Source organism: Novosphingobium sp. BL-S-20, from assembly GCF_055521635.1.
Genome location: NZ_CM145493.1, coordinates 1,617,519 through 1,639,739 on the forward strand (window position 1 = coordinate 1,617,519; position 22,221 = coordinate 1,639,739).

Consider the following 22,221-nt stretch of genomic DNA (forward strand, 5'->3'; position numbering starts at 1 on the left):
CGGATCATCCAAGCCGCAGCGAGCACGCAGATCTAAGCTTACGCCCGCACCTGAACGCGGGCTTCCATGATCCTCCCTCGCCAGGTTGCAGACAGGCAGCACCGCAGGGGACTGGCAAGCGGATGGCCTCCAAGCCCGGTTGCCGCTTGGTTCACTCGGAACCGCGGCAACTCAAAGGTGAACAGCTTGCACTGGATGGCGGGAATGATGGGCAGAATTCGGGGATCGATCACCAAGCGTAACATTCTCCGCGCGATTGGACTCTGCGGCATCGGCGCTGTCTTCGCCCTGGCTCTGACCTATCGCCCTCCCATTGCGCCGATTGCGCCCCCGGCCCCATCGTCCTTTTCACAGCAGGAGGTCGCACGCGGGGCGGTCCTTGCCACGCTTGGGGACTGTGCGGTCTGCCATACGGCCCCCGGCAAGCGCCCTCTTGCAGGTGCCCGTGCCCTCGCCACGCCTTTTGGTACGCTCTATTCAGACAACCTGACGCCGGACGTGGAAACCGGGATCGGGAATTGGTCCAAGGAAGCGTTCCGGCGGGCCATGAAGGACGGCGTCGCGCGGGACGGAAGCCACCTCTACCCTGCCCTTCCCTATGAGCACTTCACGCATGTGAGCGATCGGGATCTCGACGCGATCTATGCCTTCCTCATGACGCGCCGGCCTGTCCATCAGTCAGCGCCGCCCAACGATCTCATCTTTCCGACCGGCTTCCGTCCAATCCTGGCGGGTTGGAAAATGATGTTCCTGCACAAAGGCCCCACCCCTCGCGACGCTTCTCGATCCGAGGAATGGAACCGCGGTGCTTACATCGCGGAAGGCCTTGGCCACTGCGGTGGGTGTCATACGCCGCGTAATCTTGCCGGTGGGGAAATCAGCTCCAAGGCATACGCCGGCGGCGTCGCCGAAGGCTGGCGGGCTCCGCCGCTCGATGCAAGCAATCCAGCCGCTCGCAAGTGGACGTCCGACGCGCTCTTCACCTACCTGCGGACCGGAATCTCACCCGATCACGGCGCCGCTGCCGGTCCGATGGGCCCGGTCGTCGAGGGACTGGCGAATGCGCCGGAAGCAGATGTGCGCGCCATTGCCACCTACATCGCTTCAAAGATGGCCGGCCGCGCCGCGCCGCCGCCATCGCAGACACAGGCACGCGACGATGCCGCAGGAGCCGCCAGGCGCTTTCCCGAGGGCGCTACGCTCTTTGCCGGTGCTTGCGCCGGCTGTCACGGACCGGGCGCGCCGATGCTTGGTCAGGGCCGTCCCTCACTGACATTCGATACTGCATTGCGCGACAGCGATCCCACAAGTGCTGTTCAAGCAATCCTTCAAGGCATTGAACCGCCGGTCGCGGGGCGAGGCCCCAAGATGCCGCCTTTCTCTTCGAACCTGACCGACGATCAGATCGCCGAGGTGGTCGGCTATGCCCGAGCCCGCTTCACCGATCAGAAGCCATGGTCGCACCTCCCTCGCAAGGTCGCAACCGCCCGCAAGGAAGGCGCATCGCAATGAGCATCACCCTTACCGTCAATGGCATCCCGCGGCAGGTCGATGCGACGCCCGATACGCCGCTGCTCTACGTGCTGCGCGACGATCTCCAGCTCAACGGCGCCAAATATGGCTGCGGACTGGGCCAATGCGGTGCCTGTACCGTGCAGCTGGATGGGAAAGCCATCTTCTCCTGCATTACGCCGCTTGCCGCCATCGAGGATCGTGAAGTGCGAACCGTGGAGGGGCTGGGTACGGTCGAGAACATGAACCCGCTGCAGAGGGCGTTCACCGAAGAGCAGGCTGCTCAGTGCGGCTATTGCATTGCCGGCATGATCATGCGCGCGCAGGCATTGCTCGATGTCGATCCCAACCCCGACGACGATGCCATTCGTACACACCTGAAACCCAACCTCTGCCGATGCGGCACGCACCAACGGATCTTGCGCGCGGTGCGCCGCGCCGCCGATATCATGGCGAAGGAGGATAACGCATGAGCGCCCCCCTGTTCAGCCGGCGCGAAATGCTCGGAGCGGGCGGTCTTTTCGTTGCCTTTTCGCTTGCGTCTCCTGCCCTGAGCGAGCTTGCGGGCGGCGGCGAAGGCGGTGCGGCCCCGACGGTCGTGCGTCCCGATCTGCCCGGCAGCCTCAAATCCAATCCCTATCTGGATTCCTGGATCCATATTCGTCCCGACGGCCACACGACGGTGTTCTCGGGGAAAGCGGAACTGGGCCAGGGAATTCGCACCGCACTTTTGCAGGTCGCCGCCGAAGAGCTCGACATGCGCCCCGAGCAAATCGAATTCATCACCGCTGACACCGCAAGGACGCCGGACGAAGGCCTGACGGCAGGCAGCCACTCCATGATGGATGGCGGTACCGCGATCGCCAATGCAGCGGCCAATGTTCGCCTGTTGCTTTCGCGGCAAGCTGCCGGGATCTGGAAGGTTGCGGAAGATCAGGTGAGCACGACGGGTGACGGCCATGTCCGGGGGCCCGGCGGGCAGAGCCTGCCTTACGGCGTGCTCGCCGGCAGGCTTTCGCTCAGCGTCGAAGCCATTCCCGATGCACCTCGGCGCAAGCCCGCCGAGTATCGCACGATGGGCAAGGATTATCCGCGGGTCGACATCCCCGCCAAAGTTACCGGAGGCGAAGCCTATGTCCAGGATCTGCGGCTTCCGGGAATGCTCCATGCGCGCGTGGTCAGAGGCCCCAGCTATGGCACTCGTCTTGCAACGCCGCAGCTCGACAAGGCCCGCGCGATGCCCGGCGTCGTCGCCGTCATCGAAAAGGGGACCTTCATCGCCGTCGTTGCGCGCAAGGAATGGCAGGCGATCCAGGCCATGCGCGTTGCCCAGCAATCCGATTTCATACGGGAGATAGCCCCCCTTCCGGTCGGTGCGGGACCGCACAAGTTGCAATCCCTGCCGACCCGCGAAATCACCGTCCTCGACACGCATGACGGCACCAGGCCATCGGTCAAGACGGTCAGCGGCTCTTTCAGCCGTCCCTGGTACAGTCACGGATCGATCGGCCCATCCTGCTCGGTCGCCTGGGCCAGGGACGGCGAACTGACGCTATGGTCGCACAGCCAGGGCGTTTTCGATATGCATAGGGCCGTCGCGGAGCTCGTCGGCCTGCCGCCGGAAAAGGTGCGTTGCATCCATTCGCCCTCGGCGGGTTGTTACGGGCAGAACGGTGCAGACGACGTGACTGCCGAAGCCGGTATCATCGCCATGGCCCTGCCCGGACATCCAATCCGCCTGCAGTGGATGCGAGAGCAGGAGTTCGGCTGGGAGCCGTGCGGATGCGGCATGGTGACGAAAGTCGAGGCCTCGATCGGTCCCGACAAGAAGATCGCGCACTGGAATTACGAAGTCTGGAGCAATTCCCACAACAACCGTCCGGTAAAGGCGGGTGGTTACGCTGTCGCGCAGCAGGTCGTCCCGCCATTTCCGATGCAGGAGGCCAAGCCGATCCCGATGCCGGAGGGAGACGGCGATCGAAACGCCAATCCACTCTATGTCTTCAACAACATGGACGTGCGCTATCACTTCGTGCCGCAGATGCCGCTGCGCGTATCCGCGCTGCGCTCGCTGGGGGCACATCTCAACATCTATACCCTGGAAAGCATGCTCGACGATCTTGCTTTCGAAGCGGGCGTCGATCCGCTTGATTTTCGTCTCGCCCATATGGAGGACGAGCGTGCGCGGGAGGTCATGATCGAGGCCACGCGCCGCTTCGGCTGGAGCAGGAGACCCAAGGGCAACGGCCGGAGGGGCTGCGGCATGGCTTTTGCCCGCTACAAGAATATCGGAGCCTATTGCGCCCTGGCGATGGAAATCGAGGTAGAACGCGAGACCGGGGCGATCACGGTACACCGTGTGACTGCCGCCGTCGATGCCGGCCAGCCGGCAAGCCCCGACGGGATCAGGAACCAGGTCGAAGGCGGGATCATTCAGTCCCTCAGCTGGGCGATCCTGGAGGAAGTCACTTATGATACCGGCAAGCGCACAAGCTTCGATTGGGGAACATACCCCATCCTGCGCTTCGATCAGATTCCCGGCATGATCGACGTCCATGTCATGGACCGGCCCGGCCAGCCTTTCCTGGGCGCGGGCGAAACCTCGCAAGGCCCCGCCTCGGCCGCTCTTGCAAACGCGATCAAGGATGCCACGGGACTGAGGCTTAGAGACATGCCCTTGACGCCTGAGAAGGTGAAGGCTGCGATCGGCATTTCCGGCTAGCGATACCGAGATTGCTGCGAAGCATTGCATCGAGAATTGCTTATCGATAGATGCTGCGAATGATTATCATTTGCCAAAGCCATCGCGCGGCACGGCAGGTGATGCGGCATCCGGTGGACCGAAGGATCGATTTTGCTTTCCGATACCCTGTGGGGCGAGATTTATGGCGCGCACCGCAGCGCGCTGATCGCCTATGCGGAGCGCATCGCGGGCAGTCGTGCCGAGGCGGAGGATGTCGTGCAGGATGCATGGCTGCATCTGCGACAGGCTCTCGATCGCGACAAACTCCGTGACCCGGTGCCTTATCTTTACCGGATCGTCCGCAATCTGGCTATCGACGGCCGTCGCAAGGCCGGCAGGCAAGCGCGGCACGTGTCGGACGAAGCGGCAGCCGATCTCGCCGAAATCGCGGACGACGCGCCCTCCCCCGACGCCGTCGTCAGTGCGCAGGCCGAGCTGCGATGCGTGGAACAGGCGCTGGCCTCACTGCCCGAGCGCCAGCGCATCGCCATTGAAATGTATCGCCTCGGAGGCTTCAAGCTGCGCGAGATTGCTGAGCGATTGAACATCTCGGTATCGCTGGCGCATCTCCTGATCGTGAAAGGGCTGGCCGAATGCCATCGCCTCTGTCGCCCCGACGATCCGGCGGGAGATGGACGATGATGCTCCTGTCGTTGAAAAATTGGCCGTTGAAAAATCGGACGGGCCGAACGTGTATCCGATATGTCGGCTCCAATCCGGCCGGAGGGAATATCCATGTCGGGTGACGCAGAACGGATCAGCATGGAAGCTGCGGACTGGCTCGTGCGCCTGCGCGAACGCCCCGGCGATCGGGAACTGGCCGGCGCATTCGCGGCATGGTGCGATGCCGACGCCGCGCACGTCCGGGCCTGGGACGAATTGCAGGCACTGTTCGACATGATCGGCAGTGTGGAGCCGAGCCACCCCGAATACCTCGCGCCGTCTGCCGATGGCCGGTCCGCGCCGTCGCAAGTCCGCAGAGCGCGGCCGAAATGGCGCGTGGCGGCGATGGCGGCGGCCATCGCCAGTATCGCTGTCCTTGGCGGCCCCGAGATCGTTCTGCGGCTGCGGGCGGATCATCTGACCCCGGCAGGCGCGATGGCGAATGTCGCGCTGGACGACGGCAGCCGGGTCAGGCTCGGCCCGGACAGCGCGATTGCCGTCGCCTACACGCCGGGCCACCGCAATATCCGCCTGCTGCGCGGACAGGCGTGGTTCGAGGTTCACCCCGATCCCTCGAGGCCGTTCCGGGTGGAGGCCGATGACATCGCCGCCACCGCGCTGGGCACCGCCTTCGACGTGCGGATGATCGGCGGCGATCGCAGCGTTGCGGTGGGCCATGGGCGCGTCCGCGTGGAAGGCGCAGCGTCGTCCGTGCTGGGGGCGGGTGACTGGGTGAGCGCGGCGCCCGGCGGGGCGGCAGTCAGCGGTCATCAGGCGAGCGATCTGGCAGGAATCTGGCGGACCGGCTCCGTGGTCATTCGGGGGCGCACCGTCGCCGAGGCGATCGAGGAACTGCGCCCCTGGTACAAGGGCCGGATCGTGCTGGCCGACGAGGCAATCGGGCGCAAGCGCGTGACCGGAATCTTCCGCCTTTCGGACCCTCAGGATGCGCTGCGCGCTCTGGTCCAGCCGCACGGCGGCGGGATCGTGCAGATCACCCCGTGGCTGATGATCGTCACCGGAAATTAGCCCGGTCGTTCAGCTGTTTCCCGCCCCGCTGAAAAAATAATTCGGCACATGATTGAAAAAACCGCCCAGCCCGGCGTGGAGCTAATAACGGCTGTTGCGACGCATTATCGAAATGATCCGCGCCGGATTATCGCTTTCGAAGGAGCATGCATGACTGAGGGCAAGACATTTCGCGGCACGATCGGCGTCAGGGCGATCGGCCTGAGGGCGCTGGCGATTTCGCTGATGACGTCCGCACCGCTGGTGCTGAACGCGGCGCCTGCCCAGGCACAGGCCGCGGGACAGCGCAATTTCGATATCGCCGCCCAGCCGCTGACCGAGGCAATCATGCAGTTCGGACGGCAATCCGGGCTGCAGGTCACGGTCGATTCCACGCTTGTCGAAGGGCGTAGCAGTGCCGGCCTGTCCGGTACGCACTCCGCCGCAGAGGCTCTGAGCATCCTGCTGCGCGGCACCGGCCTCACTTTCCGCTTCACGAGCCGGACCACCGCCGTTCTCGAACCCGCGCCGCAGGCCTCGGGCGATGCCGCGCAACTCGGGCCGGTCAAGGTCGAGGGCGCGGGCGAAGCTGCCACGCTCGCATCGTCCGACCCCGGCGTGACCGAAGGCACCGGCTCCTACGCCGCGCATACGGTAACGGTGGGAAAGAGCGCGCAGTCGCTGCGTGAGATTCCCCAGTCCGTCAGCGTCATCACGCGCCAGCGGATGGACGACCAGAACCTCACCACCGTCAGCGAGGCGCTGGATCAGGTGACCGGCGTACGCAGCTTCGGCTACGAGCGGCAGGAGCAGTACATCATCCGCGGCTATGCGGCGAATGCGCAGTACAACGGCGTGCCGCAGCAGGAAGGCTCGGACAAGGCGAGTTCCAACACCGACGACCTCGCGTTCTTCGACCGTATCGAGGTGCTGCGCGGTCCCTCGGGCCTGCTGACCGGCAGCGGGGAGCCGGGCGGCACCGTCAACTACGTGCGCAAGCGGCCGACCGACGTGTTCGCGCTTTCCGGTCTTGCCTCGGTGGGGTCATGGGATCGTTATCGCGGCGAAGTCGACGTGAGTGGCCCGCTCACCGCATCGGGCAACCTGCGCGCCCGCGCGGTCGGCGTCTATCAGGACGAAGACAAGTTCTACGACGTCGGCTACAATCATGACCGCTCGGTCTACGGCGTGGTGGAATACGACGTCACGCCCCGGACCACGCTGGGCGTGAGCGGTATCTACTCGCAGCGCACCTATATCAATTCCTTCGGCCTGCCGCTCTATGACGATGGCACGGTTCCGGCGCGCGGGTCGTTCACCGGCTCCGATGCGCCTTCGCGCACCCGTTCGCGCGAGATGGTGGTCGACCTGAGCCACGATTTCGGAGGCGGCTGGACGTTCAAGAGTGCCTATAGCCTGCGCCGCCTGAACTACGGCGGCTATTCGGTCTTTCCCTGGGAAGCCATCGACCGCGAGACCGGGCTGGTCAGCGGCATGTCGGCGGGCCGGGTAGAGCAGGAAACGAAGTGGCACAGCTTCGACGCGCACGTGACGGGGCCGGTGCATCTGCTCGGCAGGACGCATGACCTGACGTTCGGCGTCAACCGTTCGCGCTACGATTTCATCGGCGGCACCAAGTTCATCAACCCCGGTCCGTGGGATCCCCTGAACGATCACGACCTGTCCGCCGTGATCGATGAGAACATCACCTATCGGTATTAGACGGTGACGGCGCAGACCGGCTTCTACGGCTCGGCGCGCATCCGTCTGGCCGATCCGCTGACGGTGATCGTCGGCGGCCGCCTGACCAACTTCACGATCAAGGATAGCGACGTCTTTCCCGAAGTCACCCCCTGGATCGACAGCAGCGCCACGACGAAGCGGCGCTTCACGCCTTATGCCGGGGCCGTGCTGGACGTGACCGACCAGTTGACCCTCTATGCCAGCTATACCGCCACGTTCGTGCCGCAGACTTCGCAGGACGTGAACAACAGGACGCTGGCGCCGCGCGTCGGGTGGCAGCTGGAATCGGGTATCAAGGGCAGCTTCTTCGATGACGCCCTCAATGCCTCGATCGCGCTGTTCCGCATCCACGATTCCAACCGCGCGATCATCGACGAGGAGAACATCGGCTGCGGCGGCGCCATCGACGGCACTTGCTACCGCGCTTCGGGCAAAGTGCGCAGCCAGGGCGTGGAACTGGAAGTCAACGGCAGCCCGCTGCCGGGCTGGGAAATCACCGCCGGCTATACCTACAACCAGCAGAAGTATCTGAGCGATTCCGACCCCGCCAATGTCGGCCAGCGCTTCCTCCCTGCCCAGAGCCCGGAGCACATGCTCAAGGCATGGACCCAGTTCGACCTCGCCAAGGCCGGCGTGCAGGGCTGGGCTTCGGGGTTGCAGGTGGGCGGCGGCGTCCAGTGGCAGAGCAACATGTACACCGACCTCATCCGGCAAGGCGCCTATGCGATCGTGAATGCCAAGCTCGGCTATGAAATCTCCAAGAATTGGGATGCCTCGCTGGTGGTGAGCAACCTGCTCGACAAGACCTACCTGCGCATCCCCGGCTACGCGATCTTCTACAATATCTACGGAGAACCGCGGAATTTCCGTCTGACCTTGCGCGGCAGGCTGTGATGGGTCCGTGCCCGGGCGCGTATCGTCCGGGCACGAGCAGATGCATCGACATATCCATGACCAGAGTGAACGGCGGGGCGCAGGCCACATGACCATAAAAGCGAGCCATGCGGCCGACCGCGTTCCGGCAGCGGCGACGCTGCGCTACGGGGACTTGCCGCCCGACCCAAAAGCGCGGCTTTTCGGCCTGTTCGGCACGGCGTTCATCGCCTCGATGATCGCGGCATGTTCGCTGCTGTCGTGGCAGGTCTATTCGGCCCTGCAGCCGCAGACGCACCTCGCCGTTTTCGATGTCGACATGCCCGCGGCCCCGCCCGAACCCGTCAACGACATGCCGCCCGGTCCCCGCCAGGTTCAGAAGGAAACGAACAAGGCCCATCCCGATCGCCCGAAGATCGAAATCGCACAGATTCGGGCGCCCGACGTCCTGCCGGTGACGCTGGAGTCTCCCGCTCCTGTCGTCGATCCCCGCCCGCCGCTCGAAAAGACCACCGCACCGGAAAGCAAACCGGCGCCGCCCGCCCAGAAAGTGAGCGACACCAGACCCACATGGGAGGGCCAGGTGCTGGCCGCGCTCAACAAGGTGAAGCGCTATCCGCGCGAGGCTGCGTTCCGCCATCAGCAGGGCGTGCCCTACATCCGCTTCGTAATGAGCCGTGAGGGCAAGGTGCTGTCGGTGCGGCTGGAGCGTTCCTCCGGCATCCGATCGCTGGACGACGAGGCCGTCAACCTTCCAAAACGCGCCGCCCCCCTGCCCAGGCCGCCCGAGGAAGTGAAAGGGGATACCATCGAACTGGTCGTCCCGGTCGAGTTCTTCATGCAAAGGTGACGCGCAGCATTTGCGCGGTCCTGACTGTCTGGTCGCGCCCCATCACTGGTACATGATACATGGCGCCATCGTGGACCACGTTTGGCGCTTTACCGTTCTTGCTGGCGAAGTTTCGCGATGGTGCAGATACATACCCAGGCCCGAACCACGCCTGCTCTGCGAGCGGAAGTCACCCGATCCGCCTGGCCCGCCAGCGTGATGGCCAGGCGCCATGGCGCTCGAAGTCATCACGCTGCCGCCATCTCCGCTGGTTCATGACAGCCTCGGTCGATTACGACGAGACCGCGAAATCTACAGCGGTTTTCCGCAAGCGGTCTGCGGCAGCGAGAACGCCGGATTCGTCAGGAAGGCCCGATCGGTCAGGCTGGCGAGGAAGGCGGCCACGGCGCCGCGCTGCTCGGCGGGGAGCGGCGCGATCTGGGTGTGGGCCGAGATCGCGGCGTCCAGCGTGGGGGCAGAGCCGTCGTGCAGGTACGGCGCGCTGACGGTGACATTGCGCAGGCTGGGCGTGCGAAAGCGGCCGCGGTCATGGTCGCGGCGGGTGACTTCGGCAAGGCCGGGGTCGGCCGCGTCCGGCGGCGGCACCCCGCCGATGCGGTGATAGCGCGCATCGGTAAAGTTCATGCCGCTGTGGCAGCCTGCGCACGCGCGCCGGAAAATTTTCTCCCCCTGCCGGGCCAGATCGTTCAGCGCGGACTTGTCCCAATCGCTGCCGCGCGAGACGAGCGCGCGTTCGAACGCCGCAAGGGCGCTGGCGACCTTTGGAGAGTCGATCGCGCCATTGCTCTCCGGAAAGGCGGCTGCGAACTGTGTGCGGTAGCAGGGATCGCGGCCGAGGCGCCGGGCGATTTCGGCCTCGTGCCCCTTCATCGCCATTTCCACCGGATGGTCGCCGAACACCGGCACGGCCACTTGCGCTTCCAGGCTGGTGAGGCGGGGATCGGCCCATGTCAGGCGCGGAAAGTCCCCGAGATTGGCAAGCGTGGGCACATTGCGCCGCCCCGGATCGTCGAGCGCGCCGGGATGGGTGCGGTTGCCGTCGGCAAAACCGTGGTGCTGCTCGTGGCAGGTCGCGCAGGACATGGTGCCATTGATCGAGATATCGGCGTCGTAGAACAGCCGCCTGCCTAACTCGATCCGGGCCGCTTTCACCTCTGCGGAGGGTTGCGTCGCCGCGCGCGAGACTGCCATCAGCCCGGAAAACGCCTCACTCAGGGCAGGCGGGTGACGAGCAATGGCAGCTTCGCGGCGGCATTGCCCGATATCTGCAGGAGATAATCTCCCGGTTCGAGCGCGAAATCGACCATCTTGCGGATGCCCGAGCAATCAGGCCCATGGCCATGGGCGGTCGAGGTCAGGCCCTTTGCCGTGTCACTGGTTTTGATCACATCGATCCACGCCGCCGAGCCGAGCGCCACGCGGTAATGACCCGCCGCGGGCACGGTGAAAGCGTAGATACCGCCGAAACTTACCGATCCACCGGGTTTTTCGGGCCGCAGCGCATAGCGGACCTCGGGCGTCGGGCTGAGCGTGCCGTCCACTGCCGTACCGGGCGTCAGCCGCGCAGGTGCCCCTGCGTCTTGCGTGGCAGTCAGAGCTACGCGCCGGTTCCAGCCGGACAATTCGCCGGACAGCGCGGCGGGCGTGGCCGGGCAGGCAATGGGCGAGGGGACGATGGCGGGCGAGGCTGTGCCCATGCCCGTCATCTCCTGCGCCAGCGCCCCGCCGGTCGGCGTCAGCATCAGTAATGCGGCCAGAACCAGCCTACCTTTGGAACCCGTCATTTCGCGTCCGACCATTTGCCCTCATTTAGCGGCACTTTTGCAGTGCACAAAAACTATATACGGATGGATATAGTGAATCGTCGGAACGGCGACAGCACAAACATGAGGGCTTTTTTCATGCGTTTCGCATCCGCTTGTGCGGTTACTCTTTCCTGCGTTCTTGCAACGCCCGCCTTTGCCCAGTCCGAGGCACCCGCCGATCAGGACGCGGCGCGTGGCAATGCTTTCACGCTCGGCCAGATCATCGTCACGGCACCGGCACCGGGCGGCCCTTCGATCACCTCCTCCACGCTCGATGCCGAGGCGATTGCCCTGTTCCAGCGCAACAGCCTGGACGATGCGGTGAACCTGATGCCGGGTGTTTCCTCGTCGAACAGTGGCGGTTCACGCAATGAGCGGCTGATCAACGTGCGCGGTTTCGACCGTTATCAGGTTCCGCTCTCGATCGACGGCATCCGCGTCTACCTGCCTGCCGACGGGCGGCTCGACTATGGCCGCTTCCTCACGTCCGATATCGCGCAAGTGCAGGTGGCCAAGGGCTATGCCTCGGTGCTCGACGGGCCGGGGGCGATGGGCGGCGCGATCAACCTCGTCACCCGCAAGCCCAGCGGGCCGATCGAGGCCGAAGCGCGCGGTACCCTGAACCTTGGCCGGAAAGGCGAATACACCGGCTACAACGTCTTCGCCCTTCTCGGGACGAAGCAGGACATGTGGTACGCGCAGGCCAGCTACACCCGCAATTTCACCGATCACTGGGACCTTCCCGGCGGTTACGATCCGGTTGCCGGATCGGCCGAGGACGGCGGCCATCGCGGCTTCTCGCGCACGGCCGACTGGCGCGTGAATGCAAAGCTGGGCTTCACGCCCCATGCGACCGACGAATATTCGATCAGCTATACCCGGCAGGAAGGCTCCAAGAACGCGCCGCTGCATGTGACCGATACGGCATCTTCGCAGCGCAACTGGTCGTGGCCCTACTGGAACATCGACAGCATCTATTTCCTCTCGACGACCGCGTTGGGGGACCGGGCGACGCTCAAGACCCGGGTCTACCGCAACGGCTTCGACAACCTGCTGCGCGCCTTCGACGATGCCAGCCAGACCACCCAGACCAGGGGACGTGCGTTCAACAGCTATTATGCCGACACCGCCTGGGGCGGATCGGCGCAGCTCGACCTTGCGGTCAGCGATATCGACCGGCTGAGCGTCGCCGCGCATTACCGGCGCGACAAGCATGTCGAATGGCAGCAGGCTTTCCCCTCCGGCGCGACCGAGCCGAGGCAGACCAGCGTCGAGGAAACCTACAGCATCGCCGCCGAGAACAAGCTCGACCTGACCTCGGCACTGGCCTTTACTGCCGGTGTCAGCTTCGACTGGCGCGATCTCTCGCGGGCCGAGGATTATGCCAGCGGGGCGCTGATCGAATATGCGCTGCATAACGGGCAGGCGCTGAACGGACAGGCGCAGCTGGTCTGGACCGCCGATGCGCAGACCAGCCTGCACGCCAGCATTTCCTCACGCGCGCGCTTCCCCACCATTTTCGAGCGGTTCAGTTCGCGCTTCGGCGGTGCCACTTCGAATCCGGACCTCAAGGCCGAGCGGGCGACCAATTACGAGATCGGCGGCGCGCGTGACTTCGGCCCGCTCCATGCCGAGGCGGCGGCGTTCTACTCCCACCTCGATAACGTGATCGTGGCGTTCCCGATGATCTATCAGGGTCAGTCGGTGACCCAGAGCCGCAACCTTGGCAGCGGCAACTACTACGGCGGCGAAATCGCGCTGACCGCGCGGCTGGGCCGCACGCTGAGCCTTGGCGGCAACTACACCTACACCCACCGCGATCTCGACGATCCGACCAACACCGCGTTCCAGCCGACCGGAGTGCCAAGGCACAAGGCCTTCCTCTGGGCCGACTGGTCGCCGCTCGAAGGGCTGCACGTGCTGCCTAATGCCGACATTGCCTCGAACCGCTGGACTGTGAACACGGCGGGCACGCGCTATTACCGCACCGGCAGCTATGTGCAGGCCAATCTCACGATGAACTACACGCTGGGCGAGGGCGTCGAGGTGGGCGCGGGTGTGCGCAACCTGTTCGACGATTATTACGTGCTCGCCGATGGCTTCCCGGAGCCGGGCCGCAGCTTCTTCCTGAGCTTCGGTTTCACGTACTGAACCAAAGCGGGGCGACCGGATGGTCGCCCCGTATCGCGTCGGTCAGATACCCGCCGCAGCGACTGTCATCCGCCGCCGGGGCAAAGCCGGTTTCGCGGAATGCATCGGCCAGATGGAACGCAATCGCCTGGAATTCGGCAAACCGGCCATCGCCACCGCTTCAGGGCGGCATTACACCGGGAATGTGGATTTCACCCGATTACGCCCTTCCTGCTTGGCGGCGTAGAGCAACTTGTCGACCGCTGCACAGAAATGCAGAGCGTCACCCTCAAAGGGTGGAATGACCGTCCCGACACCAACACTCGCGGTCACGAAAGCGCTGCAACTGGACCGTTCGTGCCGGATATGCAGGCCTTCGATCACCGCGCGGCACCGCTCTGCCACTACAGCCGCCGCGGCTTCGTTCGTTTCCGGGAGCAGCAGGACGAACTCCTCGCCGCCATAACGGGCGACGATGTCGCGAGGACGGATTCCGATCTCCTTCAGCGCACTGGCGATCCTGACCAGACATTCGTCACCCTGAATGTGGCCATAGAAATCATTGTAGTCCTTGAAGTGGTCGATATCGAGCAGGATCAACGACAGGGGATGCTGACCGGTCTGCGCCCCTTTCCACTCCGCCTGAAGCCGTTCGTCGTAATGGCGCCGGTTGGATGTGCCCGTCAGGCCATCCTCGAACGAAAGAGCCTCGAGCTTCTTCTGCATCTTCATCAGTTCATGCTCGATGCGTTTCCGCTCGCTGATGTCGAACATGAAGCCGACCAGGCTATCGACCTCGCCATCCTCGCCTCGCACCACATGCACGACGTCGCGAATCCACACATAGCCGTCATCCTTGGTCAACGCCCGGTAATCGGCTTCGTGATCCTTGCCCGCAACCGACTGCGAGACGCAGAAGTTGACGACATGCTCGCGATCATCGGGATGGATACGGGAGGCCCAGTCGTCCACCGACATCCAGCTATCCTGGGACCAGCCAAGAAGCGGTTCGATCTGTGGCCCGATGTATGCGAACCTCATCGTTGCCCAGTCGATCTTCCATGGAATGGCCAAAGTCGATTCCAGCAGGGTCTTGTATACGGCAGGGTCGACGTCCATGCCTGGTACGGCAACGGTTACCGGGTCTTTGGCAGCCATGGTCGGGTTCATCGAGTTTCCGGTCCTATAAAATCGCTTCAGAGGCATTGCCGCGGGATCGCGTCACACCGAGTTATCTTCCTGCGGGCAGATTTCCATAAGGTTAAGCGCCTTCGGGATATGGAGCCGATCCAAACCTGTAACGCCCGACTGGGAAGCGCTGTCACGAGACAGTAACATTGAGTGCCGATAGGCCCGGCATGACCGAGATATCCCAGCGCGAGCCCCTCCTCACATATTCAAGGCGCGGCGCGATCGGAGGCGCGCTTGCAGCTGGAACGCTGTTCTCGATCGGCGTCCACGCCGCCGCTGGCCTACCTCAAAGGCTGTTTACGCTGGGCGTCGCTTCGGGAGATCCGGTGGCCGACGGCGTCATTCTCTGGACCCGGCTCGCGCCGCAACCGATGGCGCCCGATGGCGGCATGCCGGCCGTGCCGGTTCCGGTGCGCTGGGAAGTCGCGGAGGATGAAGCCTTCTCCCGCATCGCCAGATCCGGCCTGGCGCAGGCCAGGCCCCATTGGGGCCATTCGGTTCACGTCGATGCGCGCGGACTGCGCCCGGGCCGCACGTATTTCTACCGCTTCATCGCCGGTGGCGAGGCCAGCGCGGTCGGGCGCACACGGACTGCCCCGGCGCGCGGCGCGGCGGTCGACCGCCTGCGTCTCTGCTTCGCGTCCTGTCAAAAGTACGAAGCAGGCTTCTATGTGGCCTGGCGCCATGTCGTGGAGGAAGATCCCGACCTGATCCTCTTCCTCGGCGACTACATCTACGAAGGCGGCCCGAACCGGAAGGACGCGGTGCGCCTGCATCGCAATCCCGAACCCATGGACCTTGCGGGCTACCGCGTGCGCTATGCGACCTACAAGCTGGATCCATTGCTGCAGTCCGCCCACCATGCCGCGCCCTGGGCCTTGACCTGGGACGACCACGAGGTCGCCAACGACTATGCGGGGGCGCTGGACCAGGGGAACGGCGACCCTGTCGCCTTCCTGCGCCGCCGGGCAGCCGCCTACCAGACCTATTACGAGCACCAGCCGATCCGCACCCGCCCGCCGCGCGGCCCGGACATGCGGCTCTATCGCACTCTCGACTGGGGCAGTCTCGCGCAATTGCAGATCGTCGACGACCGCCAGTATCGCGGGCCGCATGCCTGCCAGCCGCCGGGTCTGATCGAAGCGCACAAGCCCTACCTCAGCAAGATTTCCGACTGCGCGGACCTTTATGCCCCCTATCGCACGATGCTGGGCGCGGCGCAGGAAAAGTGGCTGGATGAAAGCCTCGGCAAGACGACCGCCCAGTGGAACCTGCTTACCCAGCAGACGCTGATGCGCCAGACGGTCCAGCACTATGACGACGGCAAGGCGGAATATTCCGCCGACAACTGGTCGGGCTATCCGGCCCCGCGCGACAGGATCTTCCGCCGCTGGGCCGAGGCCGGAACCAGCAACCCGCTGGCACTCGGCGGAGACATCCACGCCTTCGCCGCCGCCGACATCCGGAATCCGGACCGTCCGGACGATGCCCCGATCGCCTCCGAATTCGTCGGCGGCTCGATCACCTCGCTGCGCCCCGATCCCGACTTCAAGACGCTTGCCGCCACCAACGGGCTGGCCTTCGCCGAGCACGAGATACGCGGCTACGGACGGCTGGATATCGACGCCAGAGGCGGCAGCGTGACCTATCGCGGACTGGCCGACGCCCGCCGCGAGGATTCGGCGATTTCCGACATCGCCCGCTTTTCGCTGGAAGCCGGAAAGCCCGGCCTGCACCGCGAAAGCGCCTGATCGGACAAAAGATACCTGCTGCCCCGCGCAAATACGCCCAGCTGTCGATTGTCGCTGAGAGCTGAGCCGGGAGGGCCTGATATTTCCGCTGACAGAGCAGATTGTGCTGTGCCGCATTCGCGCCCTGAAAGACGCCTTGCGTTACCAGCCTGCTAACAATGGTGAACGGCCCACTCCAGACCCGGCCTAACACGCCGCGGAAAAAGTCAGTTTCGGACCGTTTGAGCGCCTGATTTTGATTAGGTTTAGCGCCAACGGGGTGGTGTCATCGGTATCTGTTGACTGCCGCGCTTGCCAGGACCTTTCTTTCTGCGGATTTCGGGCACAGTTATGCTGCCACCAGCAGCTTTGGTAGCCTGATGAGATTGTAAGCCGCAGCGGTCAATGTGAAGTTCCACCCCACGCGGGCTTGCCCTCGATGTCGGGTCTTGCGCAGGTTTCCGCTGGTCTTGGCCCAGCCAAAGACCTCTTCGATCCGTTTCCTGATCCGCTGAGAAACGGCGTAACCAGGGTGGCGGGTGGTGCGCCCATCAATGGCGGAGCGCCTGCCATTGACGTTCTGTGCCAAGTGCGGGGTAACTCCGATCTCGCGCAACGCGGCGACGAAGTGGACGGTATCGTAGGCTTTGTCTGCCGCCAGCGTGATGCGATGACGCCCCTTCATACGGCTAAGCATGGTCAGCGCGGCCTCCCGTTCGGCCGTGCCCGTGGCATGGGTGAGCGTTGCATCCACAACCAGACCGTGCCGGTTTTCCATGAGGACATGGGCCATGTGGCACAGCTTCGCGGCCTGACCGCGTGCCTTCTTGAATAGCCGGGCATCAGGATCGGTGGTTGAGGCGTGGGTGAGGTTGCTCCACTTCTCGCCATGGAAATCGCGCTCAGCATTGCGCCCCTTGGCCTTGGCGTGACCGTTTTGTCCGGTACCCGAAGCGCTGTCGTCGTCGTCACCGTCCGAGGCGGTGTCATCCTTGGGCCTGAAGCTCTTTATGCTCGCCCAGGCTTCGATCAGCGTACCGTCCACCGAGAAGTGGTCGTCTGACAGCAGCGCCTGCACGCGCGATTGCCCTACGATCGCGGACAGAAACTTGGCGGCGATATCGCCGCCAAGCAGCCTCTCGCGGTTCTTGGTGAAGACCGTCACATCCCAGATCGGCGCATCCATCGCCAGCCCTACGAACCAGCGGAAAAGCAGATTGTAATCCATCTGCTCCATCAGCTGGCGTTCCGAGCGGATCGTATAGAAGGCCTGCAGCAGCAGCGCACGCAGCAGCTTCTCGGGCGGGATCGACGGCCGGCCAATACGCGAGTACATCGCGTCGAAATCCCCCGACATCACCTCAAACGCCTCGTCGACAATTGCACGGATTGCCCGCAGCGGATGATCCGCCGGTACCCGAGCTTCGCAGCTCACGTAAGAAAACAGCCCTTCGCTCCGGTAATCGCCGCCGCGCATCTTAAATCCTTCAACCTCAGTTGAAGGCGTCTGAATCACCTCAAGCGGCTCAAGGAAAGTGCCTTTTTCCGCAACCTGTTCTCATGTTCGCCGTCAAGCCTTTGTTGCACAGTAAAGGCACCGGCGACGCCGGAGATTGAATTGTATAGATGCGCAAGGATGGAGACGGAACTGAGACGACGGTTGAGCAAGCTCTCATGCGCGGGTTGGTTACCGCATGACCGTGGTTTCGTTCTGGGGCTGCCTCTCTAAATAACGAGCGTCGATTATTTCTGCTCATAACAGCGCACGAGGATTCCCCACCGCGTTCCGCCTCCAACTTTGCGCATCGGAATGATAATTAGCCCTTCTAAGCCGGAGTACCCGCAGTCGCTCGCGCGATGGCCCAGATGAAACCGGCCATCTCACGGGCAATCGCTGTCGTCACAACGACCTTGGCCTTACCGGCAGCTGTAAGTTGCCTATACCGCTGGCACATTCGAAGCTGCCCTTTCCAAGCAATGTCGCGCACCGCTTGGGGGACATTTTCAATGCGGTCGTGCAACTTGCGACTGACGCGTGCCTGCATCCGATAGGTCCATGCTCCTTCAATCAGTGCCCGCCGGGCCAGCCCACTGCCAGCCTTGGTAATGCCGCCCTTGCGCACGGAGGAGCCGCTGGAATGCTCCGACGGAGTCAGCCCGAGATAGGCCATCAATTTGCGCGGGTTATCAAACCGCTGGAAGTCCCCAACCTCGGCCACCACCGTGACTGCCACAATGAATGCCACACCCCTCATCGCCTGCACGGCTTCAACTACCGGCCACAGACTCCAGCTTGGAGCAAGGTCCTTGATCTGTTTGGTCAGCCGCTCGATGCGCGCCTCCGCGTCGGCTATGGCGTGCACATAATCCTGGAAGACAATTTGCTGCGCGGGATGTTGGAAACGCAGCGTTGTCAGCCAGCGCCGATAGGCTTGTGTCCAGCCCCTTTTGCCGGAATAGATACGACCGTGGCGGAGCAAAAATCCCTGAAGGTGCTGCCGCGCTTTGCCTACGACCCGCACAGCGGTTGCTCTTGCACGAATGAGATCCCGCATGGCTTCGTGCGCTTCGTCAGGTACCCAGACCGCCGTCAGTTCGCCCGCACGGTGCAGCCTCGCCAGCATCAGCGCATCGCGACGGTCCGTTTTTACCCGATCCCCTGTTTTCACCGGTATGAGAGACGGAGCAACGACGATGCAATCGTGGCCATGCTCTACTAGCTGTCGGTGTAGACCGTAGCCGCAAGGCCCTGCTTCATAACAGAAATGAAGCTCCCTCGCCCTACCTGCCAGCTTCTCGACCACCTTCTTAACCTCGTCGGCGCGGTTGGGTATCACGCCCCAGCTGCGCACTTCTCCTCCTCGCTTCCCGTCGGCTACCGCCACGGAGATCGTTGCTTTATGGACATCAAGCCCGATAAACATGCTATCCTGCATGCGGTCTCTCCTCCATTCTTGAGGCTCGGCACCAGCCAGCCTGGTGCAACCCTCGAACGCAGAATGCAGCAGGAGAGGCCACTTACCCAGTCAGCTCAGGCGAACATGGGGTCTAAACGTCGGTAAAGCTTTTTCTCGGAAATTCAGGCCTTCGGATCGCGGTTCGCGGCAGGTTCATGGCAGTCGGCCGACAATGCCGGTCATAACGAAAAGGGCGGCCTCGCGCGGAACCGCCCCTTCCATTTACCGTGATGCCGGAACCGACACCCGGTCAGAACTGGGCGCGGACACCCAACGTCCAGCGGCTGCCCGACTTTTCGTGCATGGTCGGGAACGAGGGGTCCATGGTATATCCCTTCGTTGCTTCCTTCGTGATGTTGATGCCCTGCACTTCCAGGCGCACGTTGTCGGTCAACTGGTAGCTGGCTGCGAAGTCGAGCTGACCATAAGCGTCGCGGTAGACCGGATACATGTTGTTCTGGACGGCCTCGACATATGCTCCCTTGCGGTTGAACGACAGGCGGGCACCGATCGGACCCTTGTCGTAGTAGACGGTGACATTGTAGACGTTGTCCGCAAGGCCGATGGGTGAGGTCGGGATGCCGAGGTCGGACTGTCCCGTCAGCGAACTGTCGAGGAAGGTGTAGTTGGCATTGATGCCGAACCCGTCAAGCGCCGGAGCGATCATGCCGAACGGGATCACCGCCGCCAGTTCGACGCCGCTGACGGTGTAGGACCCTTCGGCATTGACCGGCTGATAGACCTCGAAATCGTAGACGCCATCGATCGTGCCGTTGGCGTTGTACTTGGTCACGTCGGCGACGATGCCGGTCATCTGGTTCTGGATGACGCCCTTGATCTTCTTCCAGAAGTACGAGGCCGAGACGATCCCGCCGTTGCCCAGGTACTGCTCGGCGCCCACTTCCCACTGGTCGGCATAGGTCGGCTTGAGGCCGGGGTTGCCGTCGGTGAAACGGAAGTTGTTGAAGCTGGCCGTGCGCTTGTAGGCAAGATCGGTCAGCGCCGGGCGGATCAGCGTTTGCGAGGCAGCCGCGCGGATCAGCAGGTTGTCGGTGATCTCGGCCCGCAGGTTGATGGCCGGCAGGAGCTTGCTGTACGTGCCCGTGCTGGAAATCGGCGCGGGCGTGTAGCCGGTCGAACCGTCCGCGTTCTGGATCTGGTGGAAGCCCTCCGACTTCACCTTGGTGTTGATGTAGCGTGCGCCTGCATTCACGAACAGCGGCACGGGGCCCAGATCGAAGCGGAAGTCGATCATCCCGTAACCGGCAAAGGTCTCCTCGCGCACCTTGTAGTAGTTGCTGTCCTGGAACGGTGTGACGAAGCCGTCCGGACAGAAGAAGCTGCGGGCATAGTCGTTCGAGATCATCTGCCAGTCGAGATCGCGGACCTGATAGGACTGGCCGCCGACGATATCGGTGACGTTCTCCAGCGGGCTGTCGGACAGCTTGCGGGTATTGACCCATTCGACGCTGCCGCGGGTCGGCCCTTGCAGCTTTTCCTCGCCGTACCAGCGCTCATTGGTCTTGTTGGTGTAGCGACCGCCGAAGCTGATGCGTTTCAGCGCCTCGTACCCGGCAATCTCGAACTTGCGGCTGACGTCGAGCTGGGCTGCGTACTTGTCGTCCTTGATCTTCTCACGCGTGGTTTCATACGCTTCGAACAGGTACGAATTCGGCGAATTGTACATGTCGATCGTACCGGCGGCATCGCTTGGAATCGTCTCCCCGCCGTTTTCGGTGAAGCGGGTGCGCGAAGGCGCATAGGCCACGTGCTTGAGGTTGGCATAGTCGAGCGTCTTCTTGGCGCCCGAATAACCTCCGAGCAGATCGATGTGCCAGCTACCGGCATCCCAGTTCATCTCGCCGCCGAACTGGCGATAGTCGGTCTTGTTGATGTATTCCTTGCTCAGGAACTCATGCTGGGTGCGGGTATAGGCGGCATCGCGGATCACCACGATGCCGTCGTCCGCCAGCGTGGTGTCGTCGTAGTCGTAGATGCGGTCCAGCGCGGAAGTGCTGGAGGCCGAATAGCCCGCCGCGTCGTATTCGTCCTCATGCGTCTTGTACGAGCCCAGGAAGGCATCGAAGCTGAGGCTGAACCGTTCGCTCGGCTTGTACTGGAGCGAGCCGGAAACGCCGAGGCGGTCCTGATCGTTGAGATATAGGCGATCGCCGACCTTGTCGATGAAGACGACGCGGTTGACCTCGTCCTTGTTCTTCAGGTCGTCGAAGGTAATGCCCGCGTCACGCTCCAGCACGTTCAGCGTCTGGGTGGTCTGCGCATTGCCCTTGTCAGTCCAGCGCGAGATCGGACGGAAGTTGATGCCCGAGTTGGAATCGGTCCGGTTGGTGCGCTGCTGCTTGGCAACCGAGAGCAGCACGCCGAAATCTCCGAAGGTATCGCTGGCGAGGAACGAGAAGTTGGGATCGACCTTCTGCGAGATCGAGTTGTACGCCCCTTCCGCCGAACCGACGAGGCGCGGCCCCACCTGATCGAACGGACGTGCGGTGCGGATGGCGACCGACCCTGCGATGCCGCCTTCCTCGTCTGCAGCCGTGGGGGACTTCTGCACGGTGACCGACTGGATCAGCTCAGACGCGAAGGTGTCGAACTCCACGTCGCGGCCGCCAGAGCCAGAGGCCGTCGCCAGCTTGTTGATCGACACGAAGGTGAACTCGCTCGGCAGACCGCGCACGTTGACGCGGGTGCCCAGGCCCTTGTCGCGCTCGATGGTGACGCCCGGCAGACGCTGGAGCGCTTCGGACAGGTTCTGGTCGGGAAAGTCGGCGATGTCGGTGGCGATGATCGAATCCGAGAAGCCGATCGTCTCGCGCTTCATGTCGATCGCCTTCTGAAGGCTGCCGCTGTACCCGGAGACGACGATTTCGTCCGCTGCTTCTTCGGCGGGTTTCGGCGCGGTCTGGGCGGAAGCCGGCACTGCGGCAAGAGCGGCGATGGCGCCGCCGATCAGGAAGGGCGCCGCGCGGCGCAGGCTTTTCAATTCAGTCTTCATGTC

16 protein-coding genes are annotated in these 22,221 nt (G+C 63.5%); 10 read left to right on the forward strand and 6 right to left on the reverse strand.

Going from position 1 to position 22,221, the window contains the following annotated elements:
* The first annotated feature begins 177 nt into the window (after nucleotides 1-177).
* The 8 genes from ACZ1II_RS06595 (at nucleotide 178) to ACZ1II_RS06630 (ending at nucleotide 9,392) form a co-directional block, all read left to right on the forward strand.
* On the forward strand, nucleotides 178-1,512 hold the full coding sequence (locus ACZ1II_RS06595) for a c-type cytochrome (protein WP_465143620.1): 1,335 nt from the start codon (nucleotides 178-180) through the stop codon (nucleotides 1,510-1,512).
* Nucleotides 1,509-1,985, forward strand: a complete 477-nt coding sequence (locus tag ACZ1II_RS06600) for a (2Fe-2S)-binding protein (RefSeq protein WP_465143621.1) — start codon at nucleotides 1,509-1,511, stop codon at nucleotides 1,983-1,985. The genes ACZ1II_RS06595 and ACZ1II_RS06600 overlap by 4 nt, the downstream gene beginning before the upstream one ends.
* Complete coding sequence (locus ACZ1II_RS06605; RefSeq protein ID WP_465143622.1) at nucleotides 1,982-4,234, forward strand: xanthine dehydrogenase family protein molybdopterin-binding subunit; 2,253 nt, start codon at nucleotides 1,982-1,984, stop codon at nucleotides 4,232-4,234. Before ACZ1II_RS06600 ends, ACZ1II_RS06605 begins: the two co-directional genes overlap by 4 nt.
* A 132-nt stretch (nucleotides 4,235-4,366) precedes the next feature.
* Nucleotides 4,367-4,897, forward strand: a complete 531-nt coding sequence (locus ACZ1II_RS06610; RefSeq protein WP_465143623.1) for a sigma-70 family RNA polymerase sigma factor — start codon at nucleotides 4,367-4,369, stop codon at nucleotides 4,895-4,897.
* A 93-nt stretch (nucleotides 4,898-4,990) separates the two neighbouring features.
* Nucleotides 4,991-5,947, forward strand: coding sequence for a FecR family protein (locus ACZ1II_RS06615; protein ID WP_465143624.1), 957 nt, complete (start codon nucleotides 4,991-4,993; stop codon nucleotides 5,945-5,947).
* 150 nt (nucleotides 5,948-6,097) lie between these two features.
* Nucleotides 6,098-7,648 (forward strand): TonB-dependent siderophore receptor, encoded by a 1,551-nt coding sequence (locus tag ACZ1II_RS06620; protein WP_465143625.1) that lies wholly within the window; start codon nucleotides 6,098-6,100, stop codon nucleotides 7,646-7,648.
* Nucleotides 7,649-7,651: 3 nt separating this feature from the next.
* Nucleotides 7,652-8,563 carry a TonB-dependent siderophore receptor gene (locus ACZ1II_RS06625; RefSeq protein ID WP_465143626.1) on the forward strand — a complete coding sequence of 304 codons (912 nt, stop codon included), beginning with the start codon at nucleotides 7,652-7,654 and terminating at the stop codon, nucleotides 8,561-8,563.
* An 88-nt stretch (nucleotides 8,564-8,651) separates the two neighbouring features.
* Nucleotides 8,652-9,392 carry an energy transducer TonB family protein gene (locus ACZ1II_RS06630; RefSeq protein ID WP_465143627.1) on the forward strand — a complete coding sequence of 247 codons (741 nt, stop codon included), beginning with the start codon at nucleotides 8,652-8,654 and terminating at the stop codon, nucleotides 9,390-9,392.
* A 291-nt stretch (nucleotides 9,393-9,683) separates the two neighbouring features.
* Here ACZ1II_RS06630 and ACZ1II_RS06635 read toward each other — a convergent pair whose 3' ends face one another.
* Complete coding sequence (locus ACZ1II_RS06635) at nucleotides 9,684-10,583, reverse strand: cytochrome-c peroxidase (RefSeq protein ID WP_465143628.1); 900 nt, start codon at nucleotides 10,581-10,583, stop codon at nucleotides 9,684-9,686.
* A 20-nt stretch (nucleotides 10,584-10,603) separates the two neighbouring features.
* Nucleotides 10,604-11,176: a homogentisate 1,2-dioxygenase gene (locus ACZ1II_RS06640; RefSeq protein ID WP_465143629.1), complete on the reverse strand. Its 573-nt coding sequence runs from the start codon at nucleotides 11,174-11,176 to the stop codon at nucleotides 10,604-10,606.
* A gap of 117 nt (nucleotides 11,177-11,293) precedes the next feature.
* Between ACZ1II_RS06640 and ACZ1II_RS06645 the strand changes: the two genes are divergently transcribed.
* Nucleotides 11,294-13,348: a TonB-dependent receptor plug domain-containing protein gene (locus ACZ1II_RS06645; RefSeq protein ID WP_465143630.1), complete on the forward strand. Its 2,055-nt coding sequence runs from the start codon at nucleotides 11,294-11,296 to the stop codon at nucleotides 13,346-13,348.
* A 171-nt stretch (nucleotides 13,349-13,519) separates the two neighbouring features.
* Here ACZ1II_RS06645 and ACZ1II_RS06650 read toward each other — a convergent pair whose 3' ends face one another.
* Nucleotides 13,520-14,497, reverse strand: a complete 978-nt coding sequence (locus ACZ1II_RS06650) for a GGDEF domain-containing protein (RefSeq protein WP_465143631.1) — start codon at nucleotides 14,495-14,497, stop codon at nucleotides 13,520-13,522.
* A 188-nt stretch (nucleotides 14,498-14,685) separates the two neighbouring features.
* Between ACZ1II_RS06650 and ACZ1II_RS06655 the strand changes: the two genes are divergently transcribed.
* The gene (locus tag ACZ1II_RS06655) at nucleotides 14,686-16,269 is read left to right on the forward strand and encodes an alkaline phosphatase D family protein (RefSeq protein WP_465143632.1); all 1,584 of its coding nucleotides are present in this window, start codon (nucleotides 14,686-14,688) and stop codon (nucleotides 16,267-16,269) included.
* A 328-nt stretch (nucleotides 16,270-16,597) separates the two neighbouring features.
* Here the strand turns inward: ACZ1II_RS06655 and ACZ1II_RS06660 are convergent, their stop codons facing one another.
* The 3 genes from ACZ1II_RS06660 to ACZ1II_RS06670 form a co-directional block, all read right to left on the reverse strand.
* Nucleotides 16,598-17,725 carry an IS5 family transposase gene (locus ACZ1II_RS06660; RefSeq protein WP_465143633.1) on the reverse strand — a complete coding sequence of 376 codons (1,128 nt, stop codon included), beginning with the start codon at nucleotides 17,723-17,725 and terminating at the stop codon, nucleotides 16,598-16,600.
* Between the two features lie 349 nt (nucleotides 17,726-18,074).
* Nucleotides 18,075-19,184 (reverse strand): IS110 family RNA-guided transposase, encoded by a 1,110-nt coding sequence (locus tag ACZ1II_RS06665; protein ID WP_465127108.1) that lies wholly within the window; start codon nucleotides 19,182-19,184, stop codon nucleotides 18,075-18,077.
* Nucleotides 19,185-19,455: 271 nt separating this feature from the next.
* Complete coding sequence (locus ACZ1II_RS06670) at nucleotides 19,456-22,218, reverse strand: TonB-dependent receptor (protein ID WP_465143634.1); 2,763 nt, start codon at nucleotides 22,216-22,218, stop codon at nucleotides 19,456-19,458.
* Nucleotides 22,219-22,221 lie beyond the last annotated feature (3 nt).